Source organism: Sphingosinicella soli (genome assembly GCF_014199685.1).
GTDB lineage: Bacteria > Pseudomonadota > Alphaproteobacteria > Sphingomonadales > Sphingomonadaceae > Sphingosinicella > Sphingosinicella soli.
Map to the genome: position 1 here is coordinate 14,957 of NZ_JACHNZ010000010.1, position 23,571 is coordinate 38,527.

Consider the following 23,571-nt stretch of genomic DNA (forward strand, 5'->3'; position numbering starts at 1 on the left):
GCGCTTCTCTTTGTGTGTCGCGTATCCGTCACAAAGGCAGTGCAAGGATTGAAGGTCAGATCAAACGCCGGAGCCAGCGATGACCCGTTTCAACCCCAAGCCGCAGGATGCACCGTGGCTGACCCCCTATCTGGTGCTTACCGACTGGGCGGATAACCGCCGCTATTATGAAAAGGTGTTCGGCTTCGAACTCGGTCTCGTCCTCGACGGCCCCGGCCACATGCCGATCCACGCCGAATTCCGCTACAAAGGGCAACTGCTCTTCATGTGTGCGCCCGAAGGCGCAGGCGGCAGCCCGATCCGCAGCCCGCGTTCCGAAGCGCTCGACCATTCGCCGGTCAGCTTCTGCGTGTATGTCGACGACGTCGACGCCTTCACCAACCATGCGCTCGAAGCAGGCGGGGTCATGACGCACGAGCCCGCCGATCAGTTCTACGGCGAGCGCCGCGTCACGTTCACCGATCCGTCGGGCTACACGTGGATGTTCATGTCGAACATCGAGGCGATGAGCGAAGACGAGATCCGCGCCGCCGCCCCCGCCGCGACCGAATAACGCCGTTCAGGTCGGCGGCACGCGCTTTTCCACCGGCGGGTGCGCGGCGCTCGGCCGCCGGACGAGCATGATGGCCGCGAACAGGATCGCGACGCCCGTTGCGGCAACCGGCGTCAGCACCTCCGCGAACCACACGTAGCCGAACACCGCCGCGAACACGGGCTGGATCAGGAGCCCGATACCGCTCGCCAGCGGCGGCAGGTGCGGCAGCGCATAGACGATGAGCCCCTGCCCGATCACCTGGCTGCCGACCGCGAGCAGGATGACGGGCATCCAGTCCTGCGGCCAGAAGACGCCCGGCGCCAGCAGCGCCAGCGGCAGCAGGAACAGCGCGCCCGCAAGCGTTACCGGGGCGAGCGTCGCCATCGCCGAAAGGCCGCCCCGCGCCCGGTCGATGACGACGAGATAGGCCGTGTAGAACACCGCCGCGACGAAGCAGAGCAAATCGCCGAGCAGATGATCGGCGGACAGGCTCGCCGACTGGCCCATCAGCAGCGCGATGCCGATTGCCGCCATCACCAGCGCCAGCGCCGCCGTGGGCGTCGGCCAGCGGCGCATCACGAAATAGCCCCAGATCGGGAACAGGAAGGCCGCGCTGTTCGCGATGATGGTGGCGTTCGCAAGCACCGTGAAACCGATGCCGAGATGCCATGCGACGAGGTCCGCCGCGAAGAAGAAGCCCGCGAGGACGAGCCACGGCAGGCTCCGCCGGGGCGGCAGCAACGGCGCCTGCCGGTCCGAAAGGCGGGCGAGCGCATAGAGCAGCGGCACGGCGAGCGCCAGCCGCCAGAAAGCGGACTGGACCACCCCCACATCGGCCAGCCGCACGAGCAGCGGCCCCGCCGAGAGCATGGCGCTGCCTGTCAGAAACAGCGGGAAGGCGAAGCGGGGAGTTTTCATTGACGCGGCAATACCTAATCTTGTTTGTCGCCGCCATCCCGCATCCCCACCTTGGCGGCACGAAGCAAAACGAATGGAAGGTCTTTCATGCCGACGCTTTTCGATCCCGTTCAACTCGGCGCCATTTCGGCCGCAAACCGCATCCTCATGTCGCCGCTGACACGGGCACGCGCCGACCGCGAAGGCGTGCCGCAGGCGTTCGTGGCGGACTATTACAGCCAGCGTGCGGGTGCCGGGCTCATCATCGCCGAAGCGACGGGCATTTCCCGGCAGGGTCTCGGCTGGCCGAACGCGCCGGGGATCTGGTCGGATGCGCAGGTGGAGGCCTGGAAGCGGATCACCGCCGCCGTGCACGACGCGGGCGGCAAGATCATTTCACAGCTCTGGCACATGGGGCGCCTCGTCCATCCGTCGGTGAGCGGCATGGAGTCGGTATCATCGAGCGCGATCCAGGCGCCGCACTACGCCCACACCTACGAAGGCAAGAAGGACTATGTCGTCCCGCGCGTGCTGACGAAGGACGAGATCGCCGGCATCGTTTCCGATTATGCCGCCGCCGCCCGCAACGCGATCCGCGCCGGGTTCGACGGCGTCCAGCTCCACGGCGCGAACGGCTATCTGATCGACCAGTTCCTGCGCGACAATTCGAACACGCGCGACGACGAATACGGCGGCAGCCCGGAAAACCGCACGCGCTTCCTGAACGAGGTGCTGGACGCGGTGATCGCGGAGGTCGGCGCCGACCGCACCGCGATCCGTTTCTCGCCGAACGGCGACACGCAGGGCACCGACGACAGTGACCCCGTCACGCTGTTCGACCTCGTCGCGCGGCAACTCGCCGGGCGCGGCCTCGCCTTCGTGGAACTGCGCGAGCAGCGCCCCGACGGCACGTTCGGCAAATCTGACGTGCCGCTCGTATCGCCGTCGTTCCGCGCGCTCTACGACGGCCCGCTGGTGCTGAACAACGACATCACGCCCGCCATGGGCGCGGCGTTCGTGGAGAGCGGCAAAGCCGACGCCATCGCCTTCGGCCGCCCGTTCATCGCGAACCCGGACCTGCCGCTGCGCATAAAGGACGGCCACTCGCTCGCGACCGAAGACTTCAAGCTCTGGTACACGAACGGCACCGAAGGCTACACCGACTATCCGACGTGGGAACAGGCGCAGGCTGCGGCGTGACGGGGCAGCCCCGGCCCTTCCCCTTTTCCGTACCCTGAACATGTTTCAGAGGCTGTTCGCCGTCCGGCGGCGGTTACTTTTGCCCCATCGTCACCCTGAACTCATTTCAGGGTCCATACGGCAGTTCAGCGGCACGGCGGTATGGATGCTGAACGAGTTCAGCATGACAGGAGAGGAAAAGGAGGGGCGAAGCGCCTACAGCTTGGGCGCGATCACCATCAGCATCTGGCGGCCTTCGAGCTTGGGATGCTGTTCGACCTTGGCATATTCCGCCGTGTCGAGCTGAACGCGCTCCAGCAGCTTCATGCCGAGCTGGAGATGCGACATCTCGCGGCCGCGGAAACGCAGCGTCATCTTGACCTTGTCGCCTTCCTCGATGAAGCGCTGAACCGCCTTCATCTTGGTGTCGTAGTCGTGGTCATCGATGTTCGGACGCATCTTGATCTCCTTGATCTCCTGCGTCTTCTGGTTCTTGCGGGCGGCGTTCGCCTTTTTCTGCGCCTCGTACTTGTACTTGCCCACGTCGAGGAACTTGGCGACGGGCGGATCGGCATTGGGGGAGACCTCGACGAGGTCGAGGCCGACTTCGGCAGCCGATTCAATCGCTTCTGCTGTGAGCATCACCCCGAGGTTTTCACCTTCGTGGTCGATCACACGGACTTTCGGGGACTGGATGAACTCGTTGTAGCGAGGGCCCGAGAAGTTTTGCGGCACCGGAGGGCGCCGGGTCAGAGGCGGTCGAATAGCAGTCTCTCCATAATCATTGGCGGGAATCGAAGGCGCCTATGTAGTCGCTGGCCGCGCTTTCGAAAAGGGTGCCGCTGCAACAGGTCGAAGGAAAAATTTCGCAGGGCTCAGCGCAGGTCGGGCGGTGTCGCCTCCGCCTGCAGCCAGGCGATAGCTTCGGCGAGCGGCATCACCTTCTGGCGTTCCTCGCCGAGCGTGCGGATCGCGACGCTGCCCTCCTCCGCCTCGCGCTTGCCGACGACGAGCAGATGCGGAACCTTGGCGAGGCTGTGCTCGCGCACCTTGTAGTTGATCTTCTCGTTGCGCGCGTCCGCTTCGGCGCGCAGGCCCGCAGCGCGGAGCTTTTCGACCACGTCGTGTGCGTAGCCGTCCGCATCCGACACGATCGTCGCGACCACCGCCTGCACGGGCGCGAGCCACAGCGGGAACTTGCCCGCATAGTTCTCGATGAGGATGCCGATGAAGCGCTCGAACGAACCCAGGATCGCGCGGTGCAGCATGATCGGGCGGTGCCGCTCGCCGTCTTCCCCCACATAGCTCGCATCGAGCCGCTCGGGGAGCACGGTATCGGTCTGGATCGTGCCGACCTGCCAGGTGCGGCCGATCGCGTCGGTCAGGTGGAACTCCAGTTTCGGCGCATAGAAGGCGCCTTCGCCGGGCAGTTCTTCCCAGCCGAACTCGGCGGTGTTGCGCCCCGTGGCGGCGACGGCGTCGCGCATGGACTGCTCGGACCAGTCCCACATCTCCTCGCTGCCGAAGCGCTTTTCGGGGCGGAGCGCGAGCTTGATCGCGTATGTGTCGAAGCCCAGATCCTTGTAGACCGTGTCGAGCAGGTCGACGAACTTCGCCACCTCGCCGACGAGCTGGTCGGCGCGCACGAAGATGTGCGCATCGTCCTGCGTGAACTGGCGCACGCGCATGATGCCGTGCAGCGCGCCGTGCGGCTCGTTCCGGTGGCAGCAGCCGAACTCGGCCATGCGGATGGGCAGGTCGCGGTAGCTCTTGATGCCTTGCCGGAAGATCAGCACGTGCGCCGGGCAGTTCATCGGCTTCAGCGCCATCCAGTCCGCATCGTTCGAAACGACCGGGCCTTCGTCTTCGGTGTTCGGCACCTCGTCGGGGATGACAAACATGTTCTCGCGGTACTTGCCCCAGTGGCCGGATTGCTCCCACTGGCGCGCGTCCATGATCTGCGGGGTCTTCACCTCTTCATAGCCGCCCGCATCGAGCCGGCGGCGCATGTAGGCCTCAAGCTGGCGCCAGATGAGATAGCCCTTCGGGTGCCAGAAGACGCTGCCGTGCGCCTCCTGCTGCAGATGGAACAGGTCCATCTCCTGCCCCAGCTTGCGGTGATCGCGCTTGCCCGCCTCCTCCAGCATGTGGAGGTGCGCGTCGAGCTGCTTCTTCGAAAGCCACGCGGTGCCGTAGATGCGCGAGAGCATCGCGTTCTTCTGGTCGCCGCGCCAGTAAGCGCCCGACACGCGGGTCAGCTTGAACGCCTGCGGGTCGAGCTTGCCGGTGGAGGCGAGGTGCGGCCCCCGGCACATGTCGAACCAGTCGTCGCCCGACCAGTAGACGCTGATCTCGTCGCCCGCCGGAAGCTCCGCGGCCCACTGCGCCTTGAAGGTCTCTCCCTGCGCCTGCCAGCGCGCGATGAGCGCATCGCGCGCCCACACCTCGCGGCGCAGCGGCTGGTCGGCGCGGATGATGCGGCGCATCTCTTCCTCGATCACCGGGAGGTCTTCCTCGGTGAACGGACGCACCGGCGCGAGGTCGTAGTAGAACCCATCGTCGGTCGCCGGGCCGAAGGTGATCTGCGTGCCCGGAAACAGGCGCTGCACCGCCTCGGCAAGGATGTGCGCGAAATCGTGACGCACGAGTTCGAGCGCGTCCGCCTCGTCCTTCGCAGTCACGAGCGCCAGCGACACGTCGCGTTCGATGGGGCGTTCAAGGTCGATGACCTCGCCGTCCACCTTGGCGGCGAGCGCCGCCTTCGCCAGCCCCGGCCCGATCGCGCGCGCCACGTCGCCGCCCGTGGTACCGCGCGGCATCTCGCGCACGGAACCATCGGGCAGGGTAAGGCGGATCATCTCGGACATGGTCAAAACTTCGCTTTCAGGCGGCAGGTGGGCTAATGCTGCGCGCAACCTATGGACGGAAAGGCCCGAGTCAAGCAGCCATGCGTGTTTCATCGATCACATCGCGTCACGGCCCTTCGCTTGCCTGTGCGCACCGCGCGGGAAGCGGCCCGGCGCTCGTGTTCCTGCCCGGCTACATGTCGGACATGGAGGGCAGCAAGGCGCTCGCGGTGGATGCGCGGTGCGCAGAGCTTGGCCGCGCGTGCCTGCGGCTCGACTATTCGGGGTGCGGCGCAAGCGGAGGGGCTTTCCGCGAGGGCACGCTGGAGCGCTGGCGCGACGACGTTCTCGATGTCATCGCCGCTGCGGCGCCCGAAGGCCCGCTGGTGCTGATCGGATCGTCGATGGGCGGGTGGCTGATGCTCCTCGTGGCCCTGGCGATTCCCGATCGCGTCTCAGCGCTGGTGGGCATCGCGGCGGCGCCCGATTTCACCCACTGGGGTTTCAGCGATGCGCAGAAGGCCGGCTTTGCGCGCGGCGAAGATCTTGTGGAGCCCTCCGCCTACTCGGACGATCCCTATGTCACGACCGCCGCGTTCTGGCGCTCCGGCGAGGCCAACCGGCTGCTCGACGCGCCGATCCCCATCGCCTGCCCGGTGCGGCTGCTGCACGGGCAGGCCGACCCGGATGTGCCGTGGTCCGTCTCGCTGCGGCTCGCCGAGGCGCTTGGTTCAGCGGACGTACAGACGCTGCTGGTGAAGGACGGCGACCACCGCCTGTCGCGGCCGCAGGATATCGCCCTGCTGCTGCGCGTGATCGAGGATCTTTGAGATGCTGACGTTTGCAGCCCTTATGCTGATGCAGGCGGTTGCGCCGCTGCCGATGCCGGGCACGACCGCCATGCCGAGCGACACGGCGCTTTACGCAGACTGCGTGCGCGCCGCGAACGAAGGCGTTCCGGGCGCCATCGATGCGGCGACGCAGTGGAAAAACGGCACCGGCGGCGTTCCGGCGCGGCATTGCCTGGGCCTAGCCTACATGGGCGCGAACCGCCCCGCAGACGCCGCCCGCGCGTTCGAGGATGCCGCGCGCGTCGCGGAGGCGCAGGGCAACCCGGCCGCCGTGGAGCTTTACGGCCAGGCCGGAAACGCGCTGCTGCTTGCGGGGCAATACCCCCGCGCCGAAACGGTGCTGGGCAATGCCCTCGTGCTCGCGGCGCGGCGGCCCGCATTGAAGGGCGATCTGCTCATCGATCGCGCGCGGGCGCGGGAGGCGCAGAACAATGCGCTGGGCGCCCGCTCCGATCTTGAACAGGCGGTGGAGGTCGCGTCGAACAATGCGACCGGCTGGCTGCTGCTCGGCGCGCTCGCCCGGCGGGAGGAACGGCTGGAGCCGGCGCGCACGGCGCTGGCCACGGCGCTGAGACTCGCGCCAGGCGATCCCGACGTTCAGGTCGAGGCGGGCAACATGGCCGCAATGGACGGCGATTATGCCAAGGCCCGCGCGCTGTGGAGCGCCGCCGCAAAGGCCGCGCCCGACACGCCCGCAGGCAAGGCGGCCGATCTCGCCCTGCTGAGGAACCCGCAGTAGCTATTCGCCCTTGGGCGGCAATTCCCACGGCGTGAACGAGGAGAGGCCGCAGCTTCCCGTCGTCATCCGCGTCGTCGTGTCGAACGTCGTGATGATGTCGCCGCGGCAGTACTGCGCCATCGACGATTTGTGGCTGAAGGCGTCGTTCTTCAGGCCCCTGCAGCTTTGCGGGAAATCCATCCGGTAAACGCGGCTTCCGCGCATGTGGAAGAACGCGACATAATCGTTCACGGCTTCGACGCGATCGACGTCGCGCTGCTGAATGCAGGTCAGCGGCTCGCCGACGGCCTTGCCGGGCACAGCGGCAAGCGCCTCCTGGCGGGCGGGGCCGTCGTTTGCGGCGCATCCCGCCAGCGCGGCGGCGGTAAGCAGAATCAGGCTACGCATGAGGTGATCCTCCAGTGGTCTCTGCCCCCCGGCATGCGGGAAACTAGCAGAAGGCGCGGCGGTTCAACAGGATCAGTTTAGGGTGTTCGGCACGATGCGTCAGTAACCCCCCGCCTGCCCGTCTTTCCGCATTTCAGAGGCGCCCCGGTAGACGCCCGTAGCCGGATCGCGCCAGATCGCCTGATAGCCGCCGAAGGGCCCGGTCGTGTAGCGTACGGTGTGGCCCCGCGTGCCGAGCGCCTCGGCCACGGCTGCAGGCACGCCGGATTCGATTTCCAGAACGCCGCCGTCCGTCATGGGCGCGCCGCCTTCGGGATCGGTGGAGCCGTCGTGGTGAAAGCGCGCGGCATCACCCGCCGCCTGCACGCCCATGCCGAAATCGACCATGTTCACGACGATCTGCGCATGGCCCTGCGGCTGCATCGCGCCGCCCATCAGGCCGAAGCTCATCAGCGGCTTGCCGTCTTTGGTGAGGAACGCGGGAATGATCGTGTGGAAAGGCCGCTTGCCGGGCGCATAGGCGTTGGCGTGCTTCGCATCGAGATTGAACTGCGCGCCGCGATCCTGGAACATGAAGCCGAGCGTGCGGCCCTGCCCGTCGCCATGTCCGTCGTCGGGCACCAGCCCCGAGCCCAGACCGCGATAGTTCGATTGGATGAGGCTCACCATCATACCGTCCTTGTCGGCGACGGTCAGGTAGATCGTGTCCTTGCCCGCGCCTTCGATCGCGAGGCCGGGCATGTCGGTCTTCGCCGCAGCGCCCATGTCGATCGTCGCGCGCTGCTGCGCGGCGCGATCCTTCGACAGAAGCTGCGCCAGCGGAATCTTCGCAAAGGCCGGGTCCGCATAGAAGCGCGCGCGATCCGCGAAGGCGCGCTTCTTGGCTTCCACGAACACATGCCAGAAGTCGGGCGAAGCGCGGCCCATCGCCTTCAGGTCGTAACCTTCCAGGATGTTGAGCATCTGCAGCGCCGCGATGCCCTGCCCGCTCGGCGGCAATTCCCACACGTCGTAGCCGCGATAGTTCACCGAAACCGGATCGACCCATTCGGATCTATGCGCGGCGAAATCGCTCAGCCGCATCGGCGCGCCGATGCGGCGGAAATACCCGTCCATCGCCTGCGCGAGGCTGCCCTTGTAGAACGCATCGCGCCCGCCCTCGGCAATCTCGATCAATGTGAGCGCGAGGTCCGGATTCCTGAAGACCGCGCCTTCCTTCGGCGCCGCGCCGCCGGGCATGTAGACCCGGCGCATGTTCTCGATTTCCTCGATCGCGCCCGCCTTCGCCAGCACCTCGAAATTCGCGGTGCCCGATGCCCATGCGGCGGCGATGATTTCGGAGACCGGGAACCCCTGCTGCGCATAGCGGATCGCGGGCGCGAGCACGCGCTGCATGGGCAGCGCGCCGAACTTGGCGTGCATTTCGAACCAGCCGTCGACCGCGCCCGGAACGGTGACGGAAAGCGCCCCCCAGTCCGGCACCGTCCCATCCCTATCCTGCGCATTGCGCGGCATTTTCGAAATCCGCGCCTTGAGCTGCGCGAGGCTTTGCCCGGAAGGCGCCCGGCCCGATGCGTTGAGGCCGTGGAGCTTTCCCGTCTTCGGATCCCAGATGATGGCGAACAGGTCGCCGCCGATGCCGTTTCCGGTCGGCTCCATCAGGCCGAGCGCGGCATTCGCGGCGATCGCCGCATCGACCGCGCTGCCGCCCTGCTTCAGGATGTCGAGCGCGACCTGCGTTGCGAGCGGCTGGCTGGTCGCGGCCATGCCGTTCAGGCCCAGAACCGCCGAGCGCGTGGCGTGGGGCGCGCCTGCATAGCGGTCGCCCTGATCCTTCAGCATCGGCTCAGCAGCGAAACCGGCCGAGGACAGAAAGGCTGCCCCCAGCGCAAATGCGGCAAGTCGCTTCATGGCCCTGTCTCCCTATCGGAAATTGTCCTTCGCCAAGCGCCGCGCCGCGAGTTCGGCGGCATCGGCGGCGCGCGCGAACGGGTTCGTCGCGCGCTCAAGGCCGATCGTGGAGGGCACGGTCGCCTCGCCGCGTTTCCGCATGGCGACAACGTCGGCCTGCCGCGCGGCAAGTGCCGCGTTTCCGGGTTCCGCCGTCAGCGCGAAGCGTCCGTTTGATTCGGTGTACTCGTGCGCGCAGTAAACGCGCGTGTCATCGGGCAGCGCCATCAGCTTCCCGAGGCTGTCGAACATCTCGTCCGCCGTGCCCTCGAACAGCCGCCCGCAGCCCATCGCAAACAATGTGTCGCCGCAGAACAGCACGCCGTCTTCGGGGAAGCTGAAGGCGATGTGCCCCGCCGTGTGGCCCGGCACATCGATGACGCGCCCTTCAGACGCCCCGATGCGAACCGTGTCGCCTTCACGCACCGCGCGGTCGATAGCGGTGATCTTCGCCTGCTCGCCGACGGGCCCGGTGATGCGGCAGCCGGTCGCCGCCTTGATCTCGGCGTTTCCGCCGACATGATCGGGGTGCCAGTGCGTGTTGAGGATCTGCGTGATCCGCCAGCCGCGCGCGTCCGCCTCCGCAAGCACCGGCGCCGCCACGGCGGGATCGATCACCGCCGTCTCGCCGCTCGCGGCATCGTGGGCGAGCCAGACATAATTGTCGGAGAGCACCGGGATGCGGACGACGTCGAGCACGGCGCTACCAGGCCCCGACATTGGGCATGGAGGCCCAGGGCTCGGCCGGGGCGAGCCGGTCGCCCTTTTGCAGCAGCTCGACGGAGATGCCGTCGGGCGAGCGCACGAACGCCATGTATCCGTCGCGCGGCGGGCGGTTGATGGTGACGCCGCCATCCATCAGCCGCTGGCAGGCGGCATAGATATCATCGACCTGATAGGCGAGATGCCCGAAGTTGCGCCCGCCCGTGTAGACTTCGGGATCCCAGTTGCAGGTGAGCTCGACCTGCGCCGACTCGTCGCCGGGCGCGGCGAGAAAAACCAGCGTGAACCGCCCCGCCTCGTGATCGTAGCGGCGAACTTCCTTGAGCCCGAGCAGCGTATAGAAGGCGAGGTTCGCCTCCAGATCGCTGACCCGCACCATCGTGTGGAGATATTTCATGCCGCTGCCTTTTCCGCCCGCAGGGAACGCCCTTCATAGTCTTCGAAACAGCGCGCGACCCAGTCCGGCACCGGCGCGGCCGCGCCGCGCGCCTCGCTGACGTTCACCGTAACCTGCTGCCCGACCGCGCGCAGATCGTCCGCCCCCGCGCCGTGGATTTCGAAATCCACGGTCATCGAGCTGCTGCCGATACGGCTGCAGCGCAGGCAGATATCGATCATCTCGTCGAGCAGCACCGGCTTGCGGTATTCCACCAGATTGCGCGCCACGTGGAAATCGGGGCCCATCGGTGTCGGCGACTGCGCGTAGATGCCGGTCGCGCGCCAGTATTCGGTGATGCCGATATCCAGATATTCCAGATAGCGCGAATTGAAGACGATGCCCTGCGGATCGCATTCGGCATAGCGCACGCGTTTTGGGAAAAAGAACCGGAAATCGCTGCGCGCCATGAGACCTCTTCATCATTCAGCTATCGTGCAGCGCCCCGCAGTCATAGACTGCGCCGGACCGTCACACATCAAGGTGCAACATGGCCGCTGACACGACGAACCGCAACTCATCACTCATCATAGCCGCGCTGCTGCTGGCCCTCGGCCTCGCCGTCGGCGGCTATCTGATGGGCGATGGGCTGAAGCGCGCGAAACTGGCCGATCGCGCCGTGATGATGCGCGGGCTCGCCGAGCGCGACGTGACCGCCGACCTTGCGACGTGGACCCTCCGCACGCTTTCCACCGGCAGCAATTTCGAGGCGGTGCAGGCCGACGCCGCGCGCGACGCGGACGTGATCCGCGCCTATCTCGGCGAGCACGGCTTCAGCGGCGCGGACATCCAGCCCGCGGGCATCAGCGTAAACCAGTGGAACAACAACGGCATCGATCAGATCCAGGTGCGCCAGCAGTTTCGCCTGCGCACCGCGAAGATCGCCGACGCCAAGGCCGCGCACGCCGGGCAGGCGGCGCTGCTCGCGCGCGGCGTCGCGCTCGAAGACGGCGGGCCGTCGATCGCCTACAGCTTCACCAAGCTCAACGACGTGAAACCCGCGATGATCGCCGAAGCGACGAAAGACGCGCGCAACGGCGCCGAACAGTTCGCCAAGGATTCCGGCGCCAGCGTCGGCGGCATCCGCTCGGCAAGCCAGGGCTATTTCTCGATCCAGTCCCGCGACGGCGACTCGGGCGGCCCCGCCGAGGCCTCACCCGAACAGAAGGTACGCGTGGTGACGACGGTAGAATTCTACCTGGCGGATTGAGCATATCCCCTCCCCCTGGCCAGGGGGAGGCTGGGTGGGGGTCGACGGGCGCCGGCGCTTGATGACCCTCCCCAACCCCTCCCTTCCAGGGAGGGCCAACACACCCCTCAGGCGTCGATGATGCGTGTCAGCCGCGTGATGTCGGCGTCGAGTTCGCTGTCGTCGGCGCGCAGTTCCTCGATGCGCTTCACGGCGTGCATCACGGTCGTGTGATCGCGCCCGCCGAAGCGGCGGCCGATGTCGGGCAGCGAGCGGGGCGTCAGGCGCTTGGCGAGGAACATCGCCACCTGGCGGGGCCGCGCCACTTCGCGCGCGCGGCGCGCCGACAGAAGATCGCTGAGCTTGATCGCATAATAGTCCGCGACCTTGCGCTGGATCTCGTCGATCGTGACCTTGCGGTCGTGCGCTTTCAGCACATCGGCAAGCACCTGCCGCGCGAAATCGAGGTCGATGGGTTTGCCCACCAGCGTCGAATACGCGACGATCCGGTTGAGCGCGCCTTCAAGCTCGCGCACGTTCGAGGTGATCTTGCGCGCGAGGAAATCGATGACGTCCTCGCCCACGTTCGCGCCGGGCATGCGCTTGATCTTCTCGAGAAGGATGCTCAGCCGCAGCTCGTAGTCGGCGGGGTTGATGTCCGCGACCAGCCCCCACGCGAGGCGCGAGAGGATGCGGTTCTCGATCCCCTCCAGATTCTGCGGCGAGCGGTCGGCGGTGATGATGAGCCGTTTTCCCGCCGAGATGATCTCGTTCATCGTGTGGAAGAATTCTTCCTGCGTCGAATCCTTGCCCGCGATGAACTGCACGTCGTCGATCATCAGCAGATCGGCCGTCCGCAGCTTCTGCTTGAACGACAGCGTATCCTTGTCGCGGATCGCCGAGACGAACTCGACCATGAACTTCTCGGCCGACATGTAGACGACCTTGGCGCCCGGCACGGCGTTCCGCAGATGCCAGCCGATGGCGTGCATCAGATGCGTCTTGCCCAGGCCCGTGGTGCCGTAAAGGAAGAGCGGGTTGAAATCGATCGGGCCGCCCTCGGCCACCGTACGCGCCGCATTGTAGGCAAGTTCGTTCGCCTTGCCGACGACGAAGCTGTCGAACGTGTAGCGCGGCTCCAGCGCGACGCCGAACGCCGTCTCCTCGCGCACGGTCGCGGGCGCGGGATGCACCGGCTCGGCGGCCGCCGTCGTCTTGAGGCCATTCTCCACGATGATGCGGACCGCCTGGATCGAAGCCGACTGCGCCGACCAGAGCAGCCGCAGCCGCTCGGCGAAATGATTGCGGATCCAGTCCGCGGTGAAGTGCGTCGGCGATCCCAGCGTCACCGTGTCGGCATCGACGCTGACGAGCGCAAGCGGCTTCAGCCAGCTGTCGTAGGTGCGCGCGCCATACTCGGCGCGCAGATGCGCGCGAATCGTCTGCCAGATCGATTCGGCGGAATCGGTGCCCGACAGAAACATGGAAACGCCCTGCGCCGGGCCGCGACCGGTCTGCGCCGACGGCACGACCCGATCCCCCGCCTGCTTGCCGTGCGTCATATCCCCCAAAACCCAGCATCCTCAGATAAGGCACGCACAGCGACTCGCCGAACGCCAAACGTACGAAAAAAGCATCGCCCCGCCGGGAAGCTGGCGGGACGCGGCTTACTCTTGCGTCACTTTCAGGAAGGAGCGAACTCCCCATTGGCGCGAGGCCGAAGCGCACCTTAGGCAGGCCGTGGACGGGCTTTCAAGGGGCTCCGCGTGCAATGAAATTGAAATAAAAGATTTGACAAGGACGCCTGCCGATTCGCCCTTTCGGGCCCTTCGAAAGGCATGGTCCGTCACGCGCGCGGAACGAATCACGAATGTGTCCCAAAGTAAAACGCCGCCGGAATCCGGCGGCGTTTAAACCTTGAATTCAAATGATTTTCAGGCGAGCGCCTTCACGCGCTTGCTGAGTCGCGAAATCGTCCGCGCCACAGTGTTCTTGTGCAGAATGCCCTTGGTGACGCCCCGCATCATTTCGGGCTGCGCAGCCTGCAGCGCAGCGGCGGCTTCATCCTTCTTGCCGCCCGCGAGCGCGGTTTCAACGCCCTTCACGAAGGTGCGGATGCGGCTGACGCGCGACTTGTTGATCGCCTGGCGGCGGGTGTTGCGACGGATGCGCTTGCGCGCTTGCGGTGTATTCGCCATCGAGTCCTCAAATGATCCTGATCCGCACCGGCGCACGGCCGGCTGGACGCGGGGAAACCCGCGACCGGGAAAGCGGGCCTCCTACTAGGCGGCGCCGCCCTCGTCAAGCACGCTTTGCCGCCGCCTTCCTCACAAGTTTCGGGATATACAGCCGCGCCCCCGCCGATAGTCTCCCGGCGCCATGAACCGCAAGGACGAAACCGTGGGAACAAGTCTCGGCGCCATGATCGCCGCAACGCGTGAAAGCGCAGGCTACACGATCACGGAAGAATGGATGCAGGGCCGCACCACCTACGGCGGCCTGTCGGCGGCGCTGTGCCTCGCCGGGACGCTGCAGGCCCACGCGGACCTGCAGCCGCTCCGCTCGGCGCAGATCGCGTTCATCGGCCCGGCGGGGGGCGATGTGACGGTGCAGTCCCGCGTGCTGCGGCAAGGCAGGTCGATGACCTATATCGAGGCCGACCTCAGCCAGGGCGACGCGCTCGCGACGCGCTGCCTCTTCGCGTTCGGCAGCCCCCGCGAATCGGTGATCCGCCTCGACCGGTTTCCGATGCCTGTCGTTCCCGCGCCCGATGCGTGCGAGCTGCTGTGGCGCAAGCGCGCACCGCTCAACTTCCTCCAGCAGTTCGATGCACGCATGGCCTACGGCGGCCGCTCCGCCGACGGCACCGGAGACGGCGACATCGCCTACTGGTTCCGTCTGCGCGACCCCTCCGGCATTCCGCCCGCCGTGCGCCTGCTCGCGCTCGCCGACACGCCGCCGCCCGCCGTGATGCCGATGTTCACCGCCTTCGCGCCGATCAGCACCGCGACCTGGCAGATCGAGGTGCTGGACACGCAGGCGAGCGGCGAAGGCTGGCACCTCATCCGCTCCACGGCGGAAACCGGCGCAGACGGCTACACCTCCCAAAGGATGGGCATGTGGGACGAGGGCGGCCGCCCCGTTCTGGCCGGGCGGCAGATGGTGGCGCTGTTCGGGTAAGGGCTCAGCGCCCCGTGAACTTCGCCTCGCGCTTCTCCATGAACGCGGCCATGCCTTCCTGCTGGTCGGCGGTGCCGAACAGGCCGTGGAACAGGCGCCGTTCGAAGCGCACGCCTTCGGACATCGTCGTCTCGTAGGCGCGGTTCACGGTTTCCTTCGCGGCCATCACCGAAAGCGCGCCGTAGCCGGCGATCTGCTCAGCCGCCTTGATGGTTTCCTCCATCAGCTGCTCGGGCGGATAGACGCGCGCGACGAGGCCGATGCGCAGCGCCTCCTCGGCATCGATCATGCGGCCGGTGAGGATCATGTCCATCGCGGTCGCCTTGCCGACGAAACGCGTCAGCCGCTGCGTGCCGCCCGATCCCGGAATGACGCCGAGCTTGATCTCGGGCTGGCCGAACTTCGCCTTCTCGCTGGCGAAGATGGTGTCGCACATCATCGCGAACTCGCAGCCGCCGCCGAGCGCGAAGCCGTTCACCGCCGCGATCACGGGCTTGCGCGTGCGCGTCAGCTCTTCCCACGTCGCGGTGATGAACTCTTCCGAATAGACGTCGGCGAAGGTCTTGGGCTGCATCTCCTTGATGTCCGCGCCCGCAGCGAACGCCTTGCCGTCGCCGGTCAGGATCATCGCGCCGATATCCGGGTCCGCCTCGAAAGCGCGCAGCGCGGCGGTGATCTCGCTCGTCAGCTGGTGGTTGAGCGCGTTCAGCGCCTCGGGCCGGTACATGGTGATGATGCCGACACGGCCGCGCGTTTCCACCTTCAGGCATTTGTATTCGGACATTGGCTGGTCTCCCTTATTTCTGACAGGATGGACAATAAAAGCTGGATCGTCCCGACTGGACGATGCGGACAACCGCCGCGGCGCAGCGCATGCACGCCTCCCCCTCGCGGCCGTAAACGCGGAATTCGTGCTGGAAATAGCCGAGTTCACCGGCCACCTGCCGGTAGTCGCGCAGGGTGGAGCCGCCCGCCGCGATGGCGCGTTCCAGCACCTGCGGGATCGCGGCGGCGAGCTTCGCCAGCTCCGCGCGCTTCACCTTGCCGCCCTCGCGCGTCGGCCGAACCCCCGCGTCGAACAGCGCCTCGCACACATAGATGTTGCCGAGCCCCGCGATCAGGCGCTGGTCGAGCAGCAGCGCCTTCACCGGCGCGAAACGCCCCTTGAAGCCGGAAAGATCGACCGGCGCGCCGAGCGGCTCCGGCCCGAGGCCCTTTATCAGGAAATGACTATCGAGCGCATCCGTCGGCACCAGATGCACCGATCCGAAGCGGCGCGCGTCGTTCAGCACCGCGCGGCGGCCCTCGTCGGTCTCGATCACGATATGGTCGTGCTTCTCGTCGGTATCGGGATCGACGCGCATCCGGCCGGACATGCCCAGATGCAGGATCATCGTGTCGCCGCGATCGGTGTCGATCAGCCCGTATTTGGCGCGTCTGCGAACGCCGGTGACGACCGCGCCCGTCAGCCGCTGGCGCAGGTCCGCGGGGATCGGCCAGCGCAGGTCCGGCCGCCGCGCCTCGACGCGCGTCAGGCGGCGGCCTTCGAGCACCGGCTGCAAGCCGCGCATCACGGTTTCGACTTCGGGAAGCTCCGGCATCGCAAGAGGCTCTATGCCGCGTTTACGAAGGGGGCAAGCGTGGGCTAAGGGCTACACCATGTCCGAAACAGTCTCATATGGCTTCCAGGAGGTCGCGCCCGAGGAAAAGACGCGCCGCGTCGGCTCCGTGTTCGCGCGCGTCGCGGCGCGCTACGACCTGATGAACGACCTGATGTCGGGCGGGCTGCACCGGCTGTGGAAAGACGATTTCGTCCGCGCCGTGAACCCGCGCGGCGGCGAGCGCATTCTCGACATGGCGGGCGGCACCGGCGACATCGCCTTCCGCATGGCGAAGCGCGGCGCGCAGGTGACGGTCGCCGACATCAACCCGGCGATGCTGGACGTGGGCAAGGAGCGCGCGGCGAAGCGCGGTATCGAAGGCCTCGACTGGTCCGAGCAGAACGCCGAAGTGCTGAGCTTCGAAAGTGCCGGCTTCGACGGCTACACGATCGCGTTCGGCATCCGCAACGTCACCGACATCCCCGCTGCGCTGCGCGAGGCGTACCGCGTGCTGAAGTTCGGCGGGCGTTTCTTCTGCCTTGAATTCTCGCGCTGCGAATGGCCGGTCTTCGCCGACGTCTACGATGCCTATTCGATGAACGTCGTGCCCAAGGTCGGCAAGGTCGTCGCGCGCGACGAGGAAGCCTACCAGTATCTCGTCGAATCGATCCGCCGCTTCCCGGATATGTCCGCGTTCAGGTCAATGATCGCCGAGGCCGGTTTCGCGCAGACCACGGCGCGGCCCATTCTCGGCGGCGTCGTCGCCATGCACAGCGGCTGGAAGATTTGACCACCGGCATCGTCCACGCCTTTCGGCTGCTGCGCTGGGGCCGAACGCTCGCGCGGCACGGCGCACTGCGCGAGATTGAAACCGCGCCGCCCGCGCCGCCGCTGCTGCGCCGCCTGGCGCGTTTCGCGCGCCTGGGCACCGGCGCGCCGAAGACGCCGCATTATGCCGACGCCTTCCAGGTGCTCGGCCCGGCCGCGATCAAGCTCGGGCAGGCGCTCGCCACGCGCCCCGATCTCGTCGGGCCGGAGGCCGCGAAGGATCTGACGCGGCTTCAGGACAATCTGCCGCCCGCGCCGTTTGACGCCGTGAAAGCCTCGATCGAGGAAGCCTTCGGCGTTCCGCTCGAATCGCTCTACGCGCGTTTCGACGAAGTGCCGATCGGCTCGGCCTCCGTGGCACAGGTGCACCGCGCCGTCACCACAGACGGGCGCACCGTCGCGGTAAAGGTTTTGAAGCCCGGCATCGAGGCGGATTTCGCGCGCGCCATCGAGACCTATGAATGGGCCGCCGTCCAGATCGAGACCATCGGCGGCGAGTTCGCGCGGCTGCGCCCGCGCGCGACCATCGCCTATTTCCGCCGCTGGGTGGAGCGCGAGCTGAACCTGCGCATGGAGGCGGCGTCCGCCTCCGAACTCGCCGCCGCGCTCACCCCCGAAACCGGCTTCGTGGTGCCCGAGGTGGACTGGGCGCGCACCAGCCGCCGCGTGCTCACCATCGCATGGATCGACGGCGTCAAGCTCACCGACCTCGCCGCCGTCGACGCGGCGGGCATCGACCGCAGGCAGCTCTCGCAAACGCTTGTCCGCAGCTTCCTGCGGCAGGCGATCGGGCACGGCTTCTTTCATGCCGACCTGCATCAGGGCAACATGTTCGCGCTGGCGGACGGGCGCCTCGCCGTCGTCGATTTCGGCATCATGGGCCGCATCGACCGGCGCGCCCGGCTGTGGCTCGCGGAGATCCTGCACGGCCTGCTCACGGGCAACTACGCCCGCGTCGCCGAAATTCATTTCGAGGCGCAGTACGTTCCCGCGCACCACAACATGGCGGATTTCGAAACCGCGCTGCGCTCGGTCGGCGAGCCGATTCGCGGCCTGCCGGTGAAGGACATCTCGATCGGCAACATGCTCGACGGCCTGTTTTCGATCACCCGCCAGTTCGACATGGTGACGCAGCCGCACCTGCTGCTTCTCCAGAAAACCATGGTGATGGTGGAGGGCGTGGCGCTCGCGCTCGATCCCGACGTCAACATGTGGGAAATTTCCGGGCCCTTCGTGGGGGACTGGATGCGCGACGAGCTTGGCCCCGAGGCCGTCATCGCCGACCGGCTGGTGGAAGGCGCGCGGGCGCTCGCAGGCCTGCCCGATCTCCTCCGGCGTCTGGAAGCGATGGTGCCCAATCCCGGTGCCGCTCCGCCGTTGCCGCCGCTCGCCCCTTTGCCCGCGCGGCGCGGGATTTCGCGTACCGCATGGCTGCTGCTCGGTGCCGGTCTCGGCGCGGGTCTTGGCTGGCTGGCGATGACGCTTTAAGTCTCTGCTGTGAGCAAACGCATCCTCCTCATCGTCTCGGGCGGCATTGCCGCCTACAAGGCGCCGGAACTCGTCCGGCTGCTGCGGAAAGACGGCATCGCCGTGCGCGCGGTGATGACGCAGGCCGCGCGCCAGTTCGTGACGCCGCTCAGCCTCGGCACCGTCACCGAAGACAATGTCTACACCGATCTCTTCGATCTGAAGGACGAGCGCGAGATCGGCCACATCCAGCTTTCGCGCCAGGCCGACCTCATCGTCGTCGCGCCCGCGACCGCCAACATCCTCGCGAAGATGGCGGGCGGCATCGCCGACGACCTCGCCACGACGCTTCTGCTCGCGACCGACAAGCCCGTGCTCGCCGCGCCCGCGATGAACGTGCGCATGTGGTCTCACCCCGCAACGCAGCGGAGCATCGCGCAGCTGCGCGCCGACGGCGTCACCATCATGGAGCCCGACGAAGGCGACATGGCCTGCGGCGAGTACGGCCCGGGCCGCCTGCCCGCGCCCGAGGCGATCCTCGCATCGATCCGCGCGATGCTCGCCGCGCCGCTCGGCGAGGCGCAGGCCGCCACCGCGCGCTTCGGAGAGAACCCGCCCCCGCTTGCAGGCAAGCGCGCGCTCGTCACGGCGGGCCCCACGCACGAGCCGATCGACCCCGTGCGCTACATCGCCAATCGCTCGTCGGGCAAACAGGGTTTCGCGATCGCGGGCGCGCTCGCCGCGCTCGGCGCGGACGTTACGCTCGTCGCCGGGCCGGTGTCGCTGGCAACGCCGCCGGGCGTGCGCCGCGTGAACGTCGAAACCGCGCGCGAAATGGCTGCGGCGGTCGAAGCCGCGCTTCCCGCCGACGTCGCCGTAATGGTGGCCGCCGTCGCCGATTGGCGCGCCGAAGCTACCGCCCAGAAGATCAAGAAGGACAAAGGCGGCATCGACGCGCTGCCGCTCGTCGAAAACCCGGACATTCTCGCGGGCCTTTCGAAATCCCCGCGTCGCCCCCGCCTCGTCATCGGCTTCGCCGCCGAGACCGAGAAGGTCGTCGAACATGCGACAGCGAAGCGCGCGCGCAAGGGCTGCGACTGGATCGTCGCCAACGACGTGTCCGGCGACGTGATGGGCGGCGCCGACAATCGCATCCACCTCGTCACCCACGGCGGCGTCGAGGATTGGCCGAAAATGGAAAAAGGCGCCGTCGCGCGGCGCCTTGCACAAAGGATCGCAGATGAACTCAGCCATTGAAATCCGCCTCAAGCGCCTCCCCCACGGCGAGGGGCTGCCGATCCCCGCGCTCGCGACCAGCGGCGCGGCGGGCATGGATGTTGTGGCTGCAGAAGACGTCATCATCCCGCCGGGCGGCCGCCACGCCGTCGCCACCGGCTTCGCCTTCGCGATCCCCGAAGGTTATGAGGTGCAGGTGCGCCCGCGTTCCGGCCTTGCGCTCAAGAACGGCATCACCTGCCTCAACACGCCCGGCACGATCGATGCGGACTATCGCGGCGAGGTGAAGGTGATCCTCGCCAATCTCGGCGCCGAGCCCTTCGCCGTGAAGCGCGGCGAGCGCATCGCGCAGCTCGTCGCCGCGCCCGTGCAGCAGGCGCGCTTCGCCGAGGTCGATGACCTCGACGAAACCGCGCGCGGCGCCGGGGGCTTCGGCTCAACGGGCCGGTGAGCCTTACCGACCCGCAACTCGAACGCTACGCCCGCCACATCATCCTGAAAGAGATCGGCGGCGCGGGTCAGGCCAGGCTGCTCGCCGCGCGCGTCGCCGTGGTGGGCGCGGGCGGGCTCGGCAGCCCCTGCATCCAGTATCTCGCGGCAGCGGGCGTCGGGCATCTCACGATCATCGACGACGATGCCGTCGACCTCTCCAACCTCCAGCGGCAGGTGCTGCACGGCACGAACGACGTCGGCCGCGCCAAGACGGAAAGCGCGGCAGACGCCGTCGCGCGCCTCAACCCCGACGTGACCGTGGCGCAGCACCGCGTCCGCCTCGACACGACGAACGCGGCGACGCTTCTTGCGGGCCACACGGTCATCGCCGACGGCTCCGACAGTTTCGAAACCCGCCGCGCCGTCGCGGGTGCTGCGCTCACGCTCCGCATCCCGCTCGTCGCCGCCGCCATCGGGCCGTTCGAAGGGCAGATCGCCACCTATCGCGGCTGGGAGGCGGACAAGCCCTGCTGGCGCTGTTTCGTCGGCGATGCCGCGGACCGCGAAGGCGAGACCTGCGCCGAAGCGGGCGTGCTCGGCGCGCTCGCGGGCGTGATGGGCGCGATGCAGGCGCTTGAGGTGATCCGCGAGATCGCCCCCTTCGGGGAGTCGCTCGCGGGGCGCGTTTTGCTGTATGATGCGCTCGCAGCCCGCATGCGTACCGTGCGGCTGCCGAAGGATCCCCGATGCCCGTCATGCGGAAAAGCGTGAAACAGCAAGGCCTTGCGCTCGTGTTTGCCGAGGTGAATCACGCGCGCCTGCACGGCGGGCTCAGTCTCGCCCTCGCAGCCGCCGCGCTCGGGCGGCCCGTGCGTCTGTTCTTTCAGGGTGAAGCCGTCTGCGCGCTGCAGATCGGGCGGCACTGGGCGGGGGACAAGTCCTACAAGGCAGGCGGCTTACCGCTGCTCTCCGATCTTCTCGATCACGCCATCGGCCTCGGCCTGCCGATGATGGCGTGCGAATCGGGCATTCACCTCTGCGGCCTCAGCGCGCCGAACCTCATCCCCGGCGTCGAAACAGGCGGCATGGTCGCCTTCCTCGCCGACGCACGGAACGACGAACTCCTCTTCATATAGGACTCTCAGTTGATCGTCTCGCCCTTGTAGACGCCCCACAGATCCACCGCGAGCACATAGCCGTTGCGCCCGCCGAGCGAGAGGCGGCACCAGCCTTCGTCGCAGACCTGAATGTCGGCGACCACGCCCGGCTCCGCGCGCCACACGGGCGGGCTGGAAAATTCGGCGCGCGCATAGAGATTGGCGATCTTGCCGCGCACCATCGCCGTGCGCTTGCCCGACAGCAGGTTCTTGTTCATCCAGCCGGTCTCGCCGTCGGGGTCGCGCACCTGCCGCCAGATGCCCCATTCGCGGATCACCTCCAGGGGAAGCCCCTTGCGCATGTAGGTCCACGTCACCGGATAGGTCTCGCCGGGCCCGGCGCGCATGTTCGCCTCGCCCGAGGAAATGGAAACCCAGCGCGGGGTCGGTAGGCCGGAAAGCCCCTTGGTGGCGTCGGTGTCCTGCGCCGCCGCGGGGGTTCCCGCGAAAGCCGCAGTGAGCAGCAAGGCGATGATGCGTTTCATACCGCTATTGAATCGAAACTGCCGCGCCATGCAAGCACCTCCGTTTCTCTCTCGGCCTTGACGTCGGTGCACGTCAATCCTAGCGACAGGACATGGAAGATCGCCCCCGCCGCCCGCGCGTCGTCGTCACGCGCCGCCTGCCGCAACCCGTCGAAGCGCGCATGAGCGAACTGTTCGATTCGGTTCTGAACCCTGAAGACAAGGCGATGTCGCAGGATGCGCTTGCCGCCGCGATGGCGGATTGCGACGTCTTTCTGCCCACCGTCACCGATACGATCGACGCGGCGCTCATCGCCGCCGCGCCGCCGCGCCTGAAGCTGATCGCCAATTACGGCACCGGCGTGAACCACATCGATCTCGTCGCCGCGCGCGCGAAGGGCATCATGGTCACGAACACCCCCGGCGTGCTTACCGAGGATACGGCGGATCTCGCCATGTCGCTGATCCTCTCGGTGCCGCGCCGCCTCACCGAAGGCAGCCGCCAGCTGTATTCGGGCCATTGGGACGGCTGGAAACCCTGCGACGTGCACGGCCACCGCATCACCGGCAAGAAGCTCGGCATCATCGGCATGGGCCGCATCGGCCAGGCGATCGCCGCGCGCGCCCGCGCGTTCGGGCTCCGCATCCACTACCACAACCGCCGCCCTCTGGCGGATACCGTCGAAGGCATGCTGGGCGCGACCTATTGGGACGATCTCGATGCGATGATCGAGGCGGTGGACATCGTTTCCATCAACTGCCCCCTCACCGACGAAACCCGCCACCTGTTCGACGCACGGCGAATCGCGCTGCTCGGCTGCGACGGGTATCTCGTCAATACGGCGCGCGGCGAGATCATCGACGAAGAGGCTTTGGCGGACGCGCTGGAAAAGGGCGTCATCGCGGGCGCCGGGCTCGACGTGTTCGAGGATGAACCCCGCATCAATCCGCGCCTGCTTCCGCTGGGCAACGTAACGCTGCTGCCGCACATGGGCTCGGCGACGTTCGAGGGGCGGCAGGCGATGGGCGACAAGGTCGTCACCAACATCCGCGCCTGGGCCGATGGGCATCGCCCGCCCGATCAGGTTCTTGAAGGTTGGCTCTAAGCAGGGAACCGCTTGCCCCCACACGGCGTTTACCCTGCGATGGGGCGTTAATTGTGGGAGATATTCCATGCGTAAGTCTATGATTGTTCTGGCATCAGGCGCGTTGCTTGCGCTCGGCGCCTGCACCGGCAGCCGCACGGTGGATAGCGGCCTTATCGGGGCCGGCGTCGGCGCAGCCGCCGGGTCGGTCGTGCCGGGCGTCAGCACCACCGAAGGTGCGATTGCCGGCGGTGCCGCAGGCGCGATCTACGGCGCCGTGACCGACGGCAAGGCGAAGCGCGGCAGCAAGGAATATTGCCGCGACCGTTATCCGCGCAATTCGCGCGACTATGATCTGTGTCGCCGCGATCGATAACCTCGATCCTTAA

At 67.2% G+C, this 23,571-nt stretch carries 27 protein-coding genes; 14 read left to right on the forward strand and 13 right to left on the reverse strand.

Features of this window, described 5'->3' with window-relative positions; genetic code table 11:
* The first annotated feature begins 79 nt into the window (after positions 1-79).
* Positions 80-553, forward strand: coding sequence for a VOC family protein (locus GGQ98_RS05525; RefSeq protein WP_184066331.1), 474 nt, complete (start codon positions 80-82; stop codon positions 551-553).
* 6 nt (positions 554-559) lie between these two features.
* Here GGQ98_RS05525 and GGQ98_RS05530 read toward each other — a convergent pair whose 3' ends face one another.
* Entirely contained in the window at positions 560-1,453 is an 894-nt protein-coding gene (locus GGQ98_RS05530) for a DMT family transporter (RefSeq protein WP_184066335.1), read from the reverse strand.
* A gap of 87 nt (positions 1,454-1,540) precedes the next feature.
* Between GGQ98_RS05530 and GGQ98_RS05535 the strand changes: the two genes are divergently transcribed.
* A complete protein-coding gene (locus tag GGQ98_RS05535) occupies positions 1,541-2,632 on the forward strand; it encodes an alkene reductase (RefSeq protein WP_184066338.1) in 1,092 nt (363 codons plus the stop codon).
* A 195-nt stretch (positions 2,633-2,827) separates the two neighbouring features.
* Here the strand turns inward: GGQ98_RS05535 and infC are convergent, their stop codons facing one another.
* Complete coding sequence (gene infC / locus GGQ98_RS05540) at positions 2,828-3,346, reverse strand: translation initiation factor IF-3 (protein ID WP_184066340.1); 519 nt, start codon at positions 3,344-3,346, stop codon at positions 2,828-2,830.
* Between the two features lie 140 nt (positions 3,347-3,486).
* Entirely contained in the window at positions 3,487-5,478 is a 1,992-nt protein-coding gene (gene thrS, locus GGQ98_RS05545) for a threonine--tRNA ligase (protein ID WP_184066343.1), read from the reverse strand.
* Positions 5,479-5,558: 80 nt separating this feature from the next.
* Between thrS and GGQ98_RS05550 the strand changes: the two genes are divergently transcribed.
* Together GGQ98_RS05550 and GGQ98_RS05555 are read left to right on the forward strand one after the other, a co-directional pair.
* Complete coding sequence (locus GGQ98_RS05550; RefSeq protein ID WP_184066345.1) at positions 5,559-6,287, forward strand: alpha/beta hydrolase; 729 nt, start codon at positions 5,559-5,561, stop codon at positions 6,285-6,287.
* Between the two features lies 1 nt (position 6,288).
* Entirely contained in the window at positions 6,289-7,047 is a 759-nt protein-coding gene (locus tag GGQ98_RS05555) for a tetratricopeptide repeat protein (RefSeq protein WP_184066348.1), read from the forward strand.
* On the opposite strand, the gene GGQ98_RS05560 is transcribed toward GGQ98_RS05555, so the two are convergent.
* The 5 genes from GGQ98_RS05560 to GGQ98_RS05580 form a co-directional block, all read right to left on the reverse strand.
* Positions 7,048-7,434 (reverse strand): DUF6491 family protein, encoded by a 387-nt coding sequence (locus tag GGQ98_RS05560; RefSeq protein ID WP_184066351.1) that lies wholly within the window; start codon positions 7,432-7,434, stop codon positions 7,048-7,050.
* 99 nt (positions 7,435-7,533) lie between these two features.
* Entirely contained in the window at positions 7,534-9,345 is a 1,812-nt protein-coding gene (locus GGQ98_RS05565) for a gamma-glutamyltransferase family protein (protein WP_184066353.1), read from the reverse strand.
* A gap of 12 nt (positions 9,346-9,357) precedes the next feature.
* Complete coding sequence (gloB, locus tag GGQ98_RS05570) at positions 9,358-10,083, reverse strand: hydroxyacylglutathione hydrolase (RefSeq protein ID WP_184066355.1); 726 nt, start codon at positions 10,081-10,083, stop codon at positions 9,358-9,360.
* A gap of 4 nt (positions 10,084-10,087) precedes the next feature.
* A complete protein-coding gene (locus tag GGQ98_RS05575) occupies positions 10,088-10,504 on the reverse strand; it encodes a VOC family protein (RefSeq protein WP_184066356.1) in 417 nt (138 codons plus the stop codon).
* On the reverse strand, positions 10,501-10,953 hold the full coding sequence (locus GGQ98_RS05580; RefSeq protein ID WP_184066357.1) for an acyl-CoA thioesterase: 453 nt from the start codon (positions 10,951-10,953) through the stop codon (positions 10,501-10,503). Before GGQ98_RS05580 ends, GGQ98_RS05575 begins: the two co-directional genes overlap by 4 nt.
* An 80-nt stretch (positions 10,954-11,033) precedes the next feature.
* Here GGQ98_RS05580 and GGQ98_RS05585 point away from each other — a divergent pair, with 80 nt between their 5' ends.
* Complete coding sequence (locus tag GGQ98_RS05585) at positions 11,034-11,753, forward strand: SIMPL domain-containing protein (RefSeq protein ID WP_184066358.1); 720 nt, start codon at positions 11,034-11,036, stop codon at positions 11,751-11,753.
* Positions 11,754-11,860: 107 nt separating this feature from the next.
* Here the strand turns inward: GGQ98_RS05585 and dnaA are convergent, their stop codons facing one another.
* Both dnaA and rpsT read right to left on the reverse strand, forming a co-directional pair.
* On the reverse strand, positions 11,861-13,216 hold the full coding sequence (dnaA, locus tag GGQ98_RS05590) for a chromosomal replication initiator protein DnaA (protein ID WP_184066550.1): 1,356 nt from the start codon (positions 13,214-13,216) through the stop codon (positions 11,861-11,863).
* Between the two features lie 450 nt (positions 13,217-13,666).
* Entirely contained in the window at positions 13,667-13,930 is a 264-nt protein-coding gene (gene rpsT / locus GGQ98_RS05595; protein WP_184066359.1) for a 30S ribosomal protein S20, read from the reverse strand.
* Between the two features lie 202 nt (positions 13,931-14,132).
* Between rpsT and GGQ98_RS05600 the strand changes: the two genes are divergently transcribed.
* Entirely contained in the window at positions 14,133-14,912 is a 780-nt protein-coding gene (locus tag GGQ98_RS05600; RefSeq protein WP_184066360.1) for an acyl-CoA thioesterase domain-containing protein, read from the forward strand.
* A gap of 4 nt (positions 14,913-14,916) precedes the next feature.
* On the opposite strand, the gene GGQ98_RS05605 is transcribed toward GGQ98_RS05600, so the two are convergent.
* Both GGQ98_RS05605 and mutM read right to left on the reverse strand, forming a co-directional pair.
* Positions 14,917-15,696 (reverse strand): enoyl-CoA hydratase, encoded by a 780-nt coding sequence (locus tag GGQ98_RS05605; RefSeq protein WP_184066361.1) that lies wholly within the window; start codon positions 15,694-15,696, stop codon positions 14,917-14,919.
* Between the two features lie 13 nt (positions 15,697-15,709).
* Complete coding sequence (gene mutM / locus GGQ98_RS05610) at positions 15,710-16,513, reverse strand: bifunctional DNA-formamidopyrimidine glycosylase/DNA-(apurinic or apyrimidinic site) lyase (protein WP_184066362.1); 804 nt, start codon at positions 16,511-16,513, stop codon at positions 15,710-15,712.
* Positions 16,514-16,571: 58 nt separating this feature from the next.
* On the opposite strand from mutM, the gene GGQ98_RS05615 reads away from it, so the two are divergent.
* Genes GGQ98_RS05615 through GGQ98_RS05640 form a run of 6 tightly spaced genes read left to right on the forward strand, consistent with a single transcriptional unit; the run spans position 16,572 to position 21,612 of the window.
* On the forward strand, positions 16,572-17,303 hold the full coding sequence (locus tag GGQ98_RS05615) for a class I SAM-dependent methyltransferase (protein ID WP_184066365.1): 732 nt from the start codon (positions 16,572-16,574) through the stop codon (positions 17,301-17,303).
* Complete coding sequence (gene ubiB / locus GGQ98_RS05620) at positions 17,300-18,829, forward strand: 2-polyprenylphenol 6-hydroxylase (protein ID WP_184066366.1); 1,530 nt, start codon at positions 17,300-17,302, stop codon at positions 18,827-18,829. Before GGQ98_RS05615 ends, ubiB begins: the two co-directional genes overlap by 4 nt.
* A gap of 9 nt (positions 18,830-18,838) precedes the next feature.
* Positions 18,839-20,065 carry a bifunctional phosphopantothenoylcysteine decarboxylase/phosphopantothenate--cysteine ligase CoaBC gene (coaBC, locus tag GGQ98_RS05625; RefSeq protein WP_184066367.1) on the forward strand — a complete coding sequence of 409 codons (1,227 nt, stop codon included), beginning with the start codon at positions 18,839-18,841 and terminating at the stop codon, positions 20,063-20,065.
* A complete protein-coding gene (gene dut, locus GGQ98_RS05630; RefSeq protein WP_184066368.1) occupies positions 20,049-20,495 on the forward strand; it encodes a dUTP diphosphatase in 447 nt (148 codons plus the stop codon). Before coaBC ends, dut begins: the two co-directional genes overlap by 17 nt.
* Positions 20,492-21,247 carry a molybdopterin-synthase adenylyltransferase MoeB gene (locus GGQ98_RS05635; RefSeq protein ID WP_184066369.1) on the forward strand — a complete coding sequence of 252 codons (756 nt, stop codon included), beginning with the start codon at positions 20,492-20,494 and terminating at the stop codon, positions 21,245-21,247. The genes dut and GGQ98_RS05635 overlap by 4 nt, the downstream gene beginning before the upstream one ends.
* The gene (locus GGQ98_RS05640; protein ID WP_184066370.1) at positions 21,244-21,612 is read left to right on the forward strand and encodes a DsrE family protein; all 369 of its coding nucleotides are present in this window, start codon (positions 21,244-21,246) and stop codon (positions 21,610-21,612) included. Before GGQ98_RS05635 ends, GGQ98_RS05640 begins: the two co-directional genes overlap by 4 nt.
* A gap of 5 nt (positions 21,613-21,617) precedes the next feature.
* On the opposite strand, the gene GGQ98_RS05645 is transcribed toward GGQ98_RS05640, so the two are convergent.
* Positions 21,618-22,148 carry an SH3 domain-containing protein gene (locus tag GGQ98_RS05645; RefSeq protein ID WP_184066371.1) on the reverse strand — a complete coding sequence of 177 codons (531 nt, stop codon included), beginning with the start codon at positions 22,146-22,148 and terminating at the stop codon, positions 21,618-21,620.
* Between the two features lie 62 nt (positions 22,149-22,210).
* On the opposite strand from GGQ98_RS05645, the gene GGQ98_RS05650 reads away from it, so the two are divergent.
* Positions 22,211-23,203: a 2-hydroxyacid dehydrogenase gene (locus GGQ98_RS05650; RefSeq protein ID WP_184066372.1), complete on the forward strand. Its 993-nt coding sequence runs from the start codon at positions 22,211-22,213 to the stop codon at positions 23,201-23,203.
* Positions 23,204-23,270: 67 nt separating this feature from the next.
* Positions 23,271-23,558: a hypothetical protein gene (locus GGQ98_RS05655; RefSeq protein WP_184066374.1), complete on the forward strand. Its 288-nt coding sequence runs from the start codon at positions 23,271-23,273 to the stop codon at positions 23,556-23,558.
* The last annotated feature ends 13 nt before the right edge of the window (positions 23,559-23,571 follow it).

Coding starts and splice junctions, on each gene's coding strand:
- GGQ98_RS05525 (WP_184066331.1), top strand. CDS start 80: ATGACCCGTTTCAACCCCAAGCCGCAGGATGCACCGTGGCTGACCCCC.
- GGQ98_RS05530 (WP_184066335.1), bottom strand. CDS start 1,453: ATGAAAACTCCCCGCTTCGCCTTCCCGCTGTTTCTGACAGGCAGCGCC.
- GGQ98_RS05535 (WP_184066338.1), top strand. CDS start 1,541: ATGCCGACGCTTTTCGATCCCGTTCAACTCGGCGCCATTTCGGCCGCA.
- thrS (WP_184066343.1), bottom strand. CDS start 5,478: ATGTCCGAGATGATCCGCCTTACCCTGCCCGATGGTTCCGTGCGCGAG.
- GGQ98_RS05550 (WP_184066345.1), top strand. CDS start 5,559: ATGCGTGTTTCATCGATCACATCGCGTCACGGCCCTTCGCTTGCCTGT.
- GGQ98_RS05555 (WP_184066348.1), top strand. CDS start 6,289: ATGCTGACGTTTGCAGCCCTTATGCTGATGCAGGCGGTTGCGCCGCTG.
- GGQ98_RS05560 (WP_184066351.1), bottom strand. CDS start 7,434: ATGCGTAGCCTGATTCTGCTTACCGCCGCCGCGCTGGCGGGATGCGCC.
- GGQ98_RS05565 (WP_184066353.1), bottom strand. CDS start 9,345: ATGAAGCGACTTGCCGCATTTGCGCTGGGGGCAGCCTTTCTGTCCTCG.
- GGQ98_RS05575 (WP_184066356.1), bottom strand. CDS start 10,504: ATGAAATATCTCCACACGATGGTGCGGGTCAGCGATCTGGAGGCGAAC.
- GGQ98_RS05580 (WP_184066357.1), bottom strand. CDS start 10,953: ATGGCGCGCAGCGATTTCCGGTTCTTTTTCCCAAAACGCGTGCGCTAT.
- GGQ98_RS05585 (WP_184066358.1), top strand. CDS start 11,034: ATGGCCGCTGACACGACGAACCGCAACTCATCACTCATCATAGCCGCG.
- dnaA (WP_184066550.1), bottom strand. CDS start 13,216: ATGTTTCTGTCGGGCACCGATTCCGCCGAATCGATCTGGCAGACGATT.
- rpsT (WP_184066359.1), bottom strand. CDS start 13,930: ATGGCGAATACACCGCAAGCGCGCAAGCGCATCCGTCGCAACACCCGC.
- GGQ98_RS05605 (WP_184066361.1), bottom strand. CDS start 15,696: ATGTCCGAATACAAATGCCTGAAGGTGGAAACGCGCGGCCGTGTCGGC.
- mutM (WP_184066362.1), bottom strand. CDS start 16,513: ATGCCGGAGCTTCCCGAAGTCGAAACCGTGATGCGCGGCTTGCAGCCG.
- GGQ98_RS05615 (WP_184066365.1), top strand. CDS start 16,572: ATGTCCGAAACAGTCTCATATGGCTTCCAGGAGGTCGCGCCCGAGGAA.
- dut (WP_184066368.1), top strand. CDS start 20,049: ATGAACTCAGCCATTGAAATCCGCCTCAAGCGCCTCCCCCACGGCGAG.
- GGQ98_RS05645 (WP_184066371.1), bottom strand. CDS start 22,148: ATGGCGCGGCAGTTTCGATTCAATAGCGGTATGAAACGCATCATCGCC.
- GGQ98_RS05650 (WP_184066372.1), top strand. CDS start 22,211: ATGGAAGATCGCCCCCGCCGCCCGCGCGTCGTCGTCACGCGCCGCCTG.
- GGQ98_RS05655 (WP_184066374.1), top strand. CDS start 23,271: ATGCGTAAGTCTATGATTGTTCTGGCATCAGGCGCGTTGCTTGCGCTC.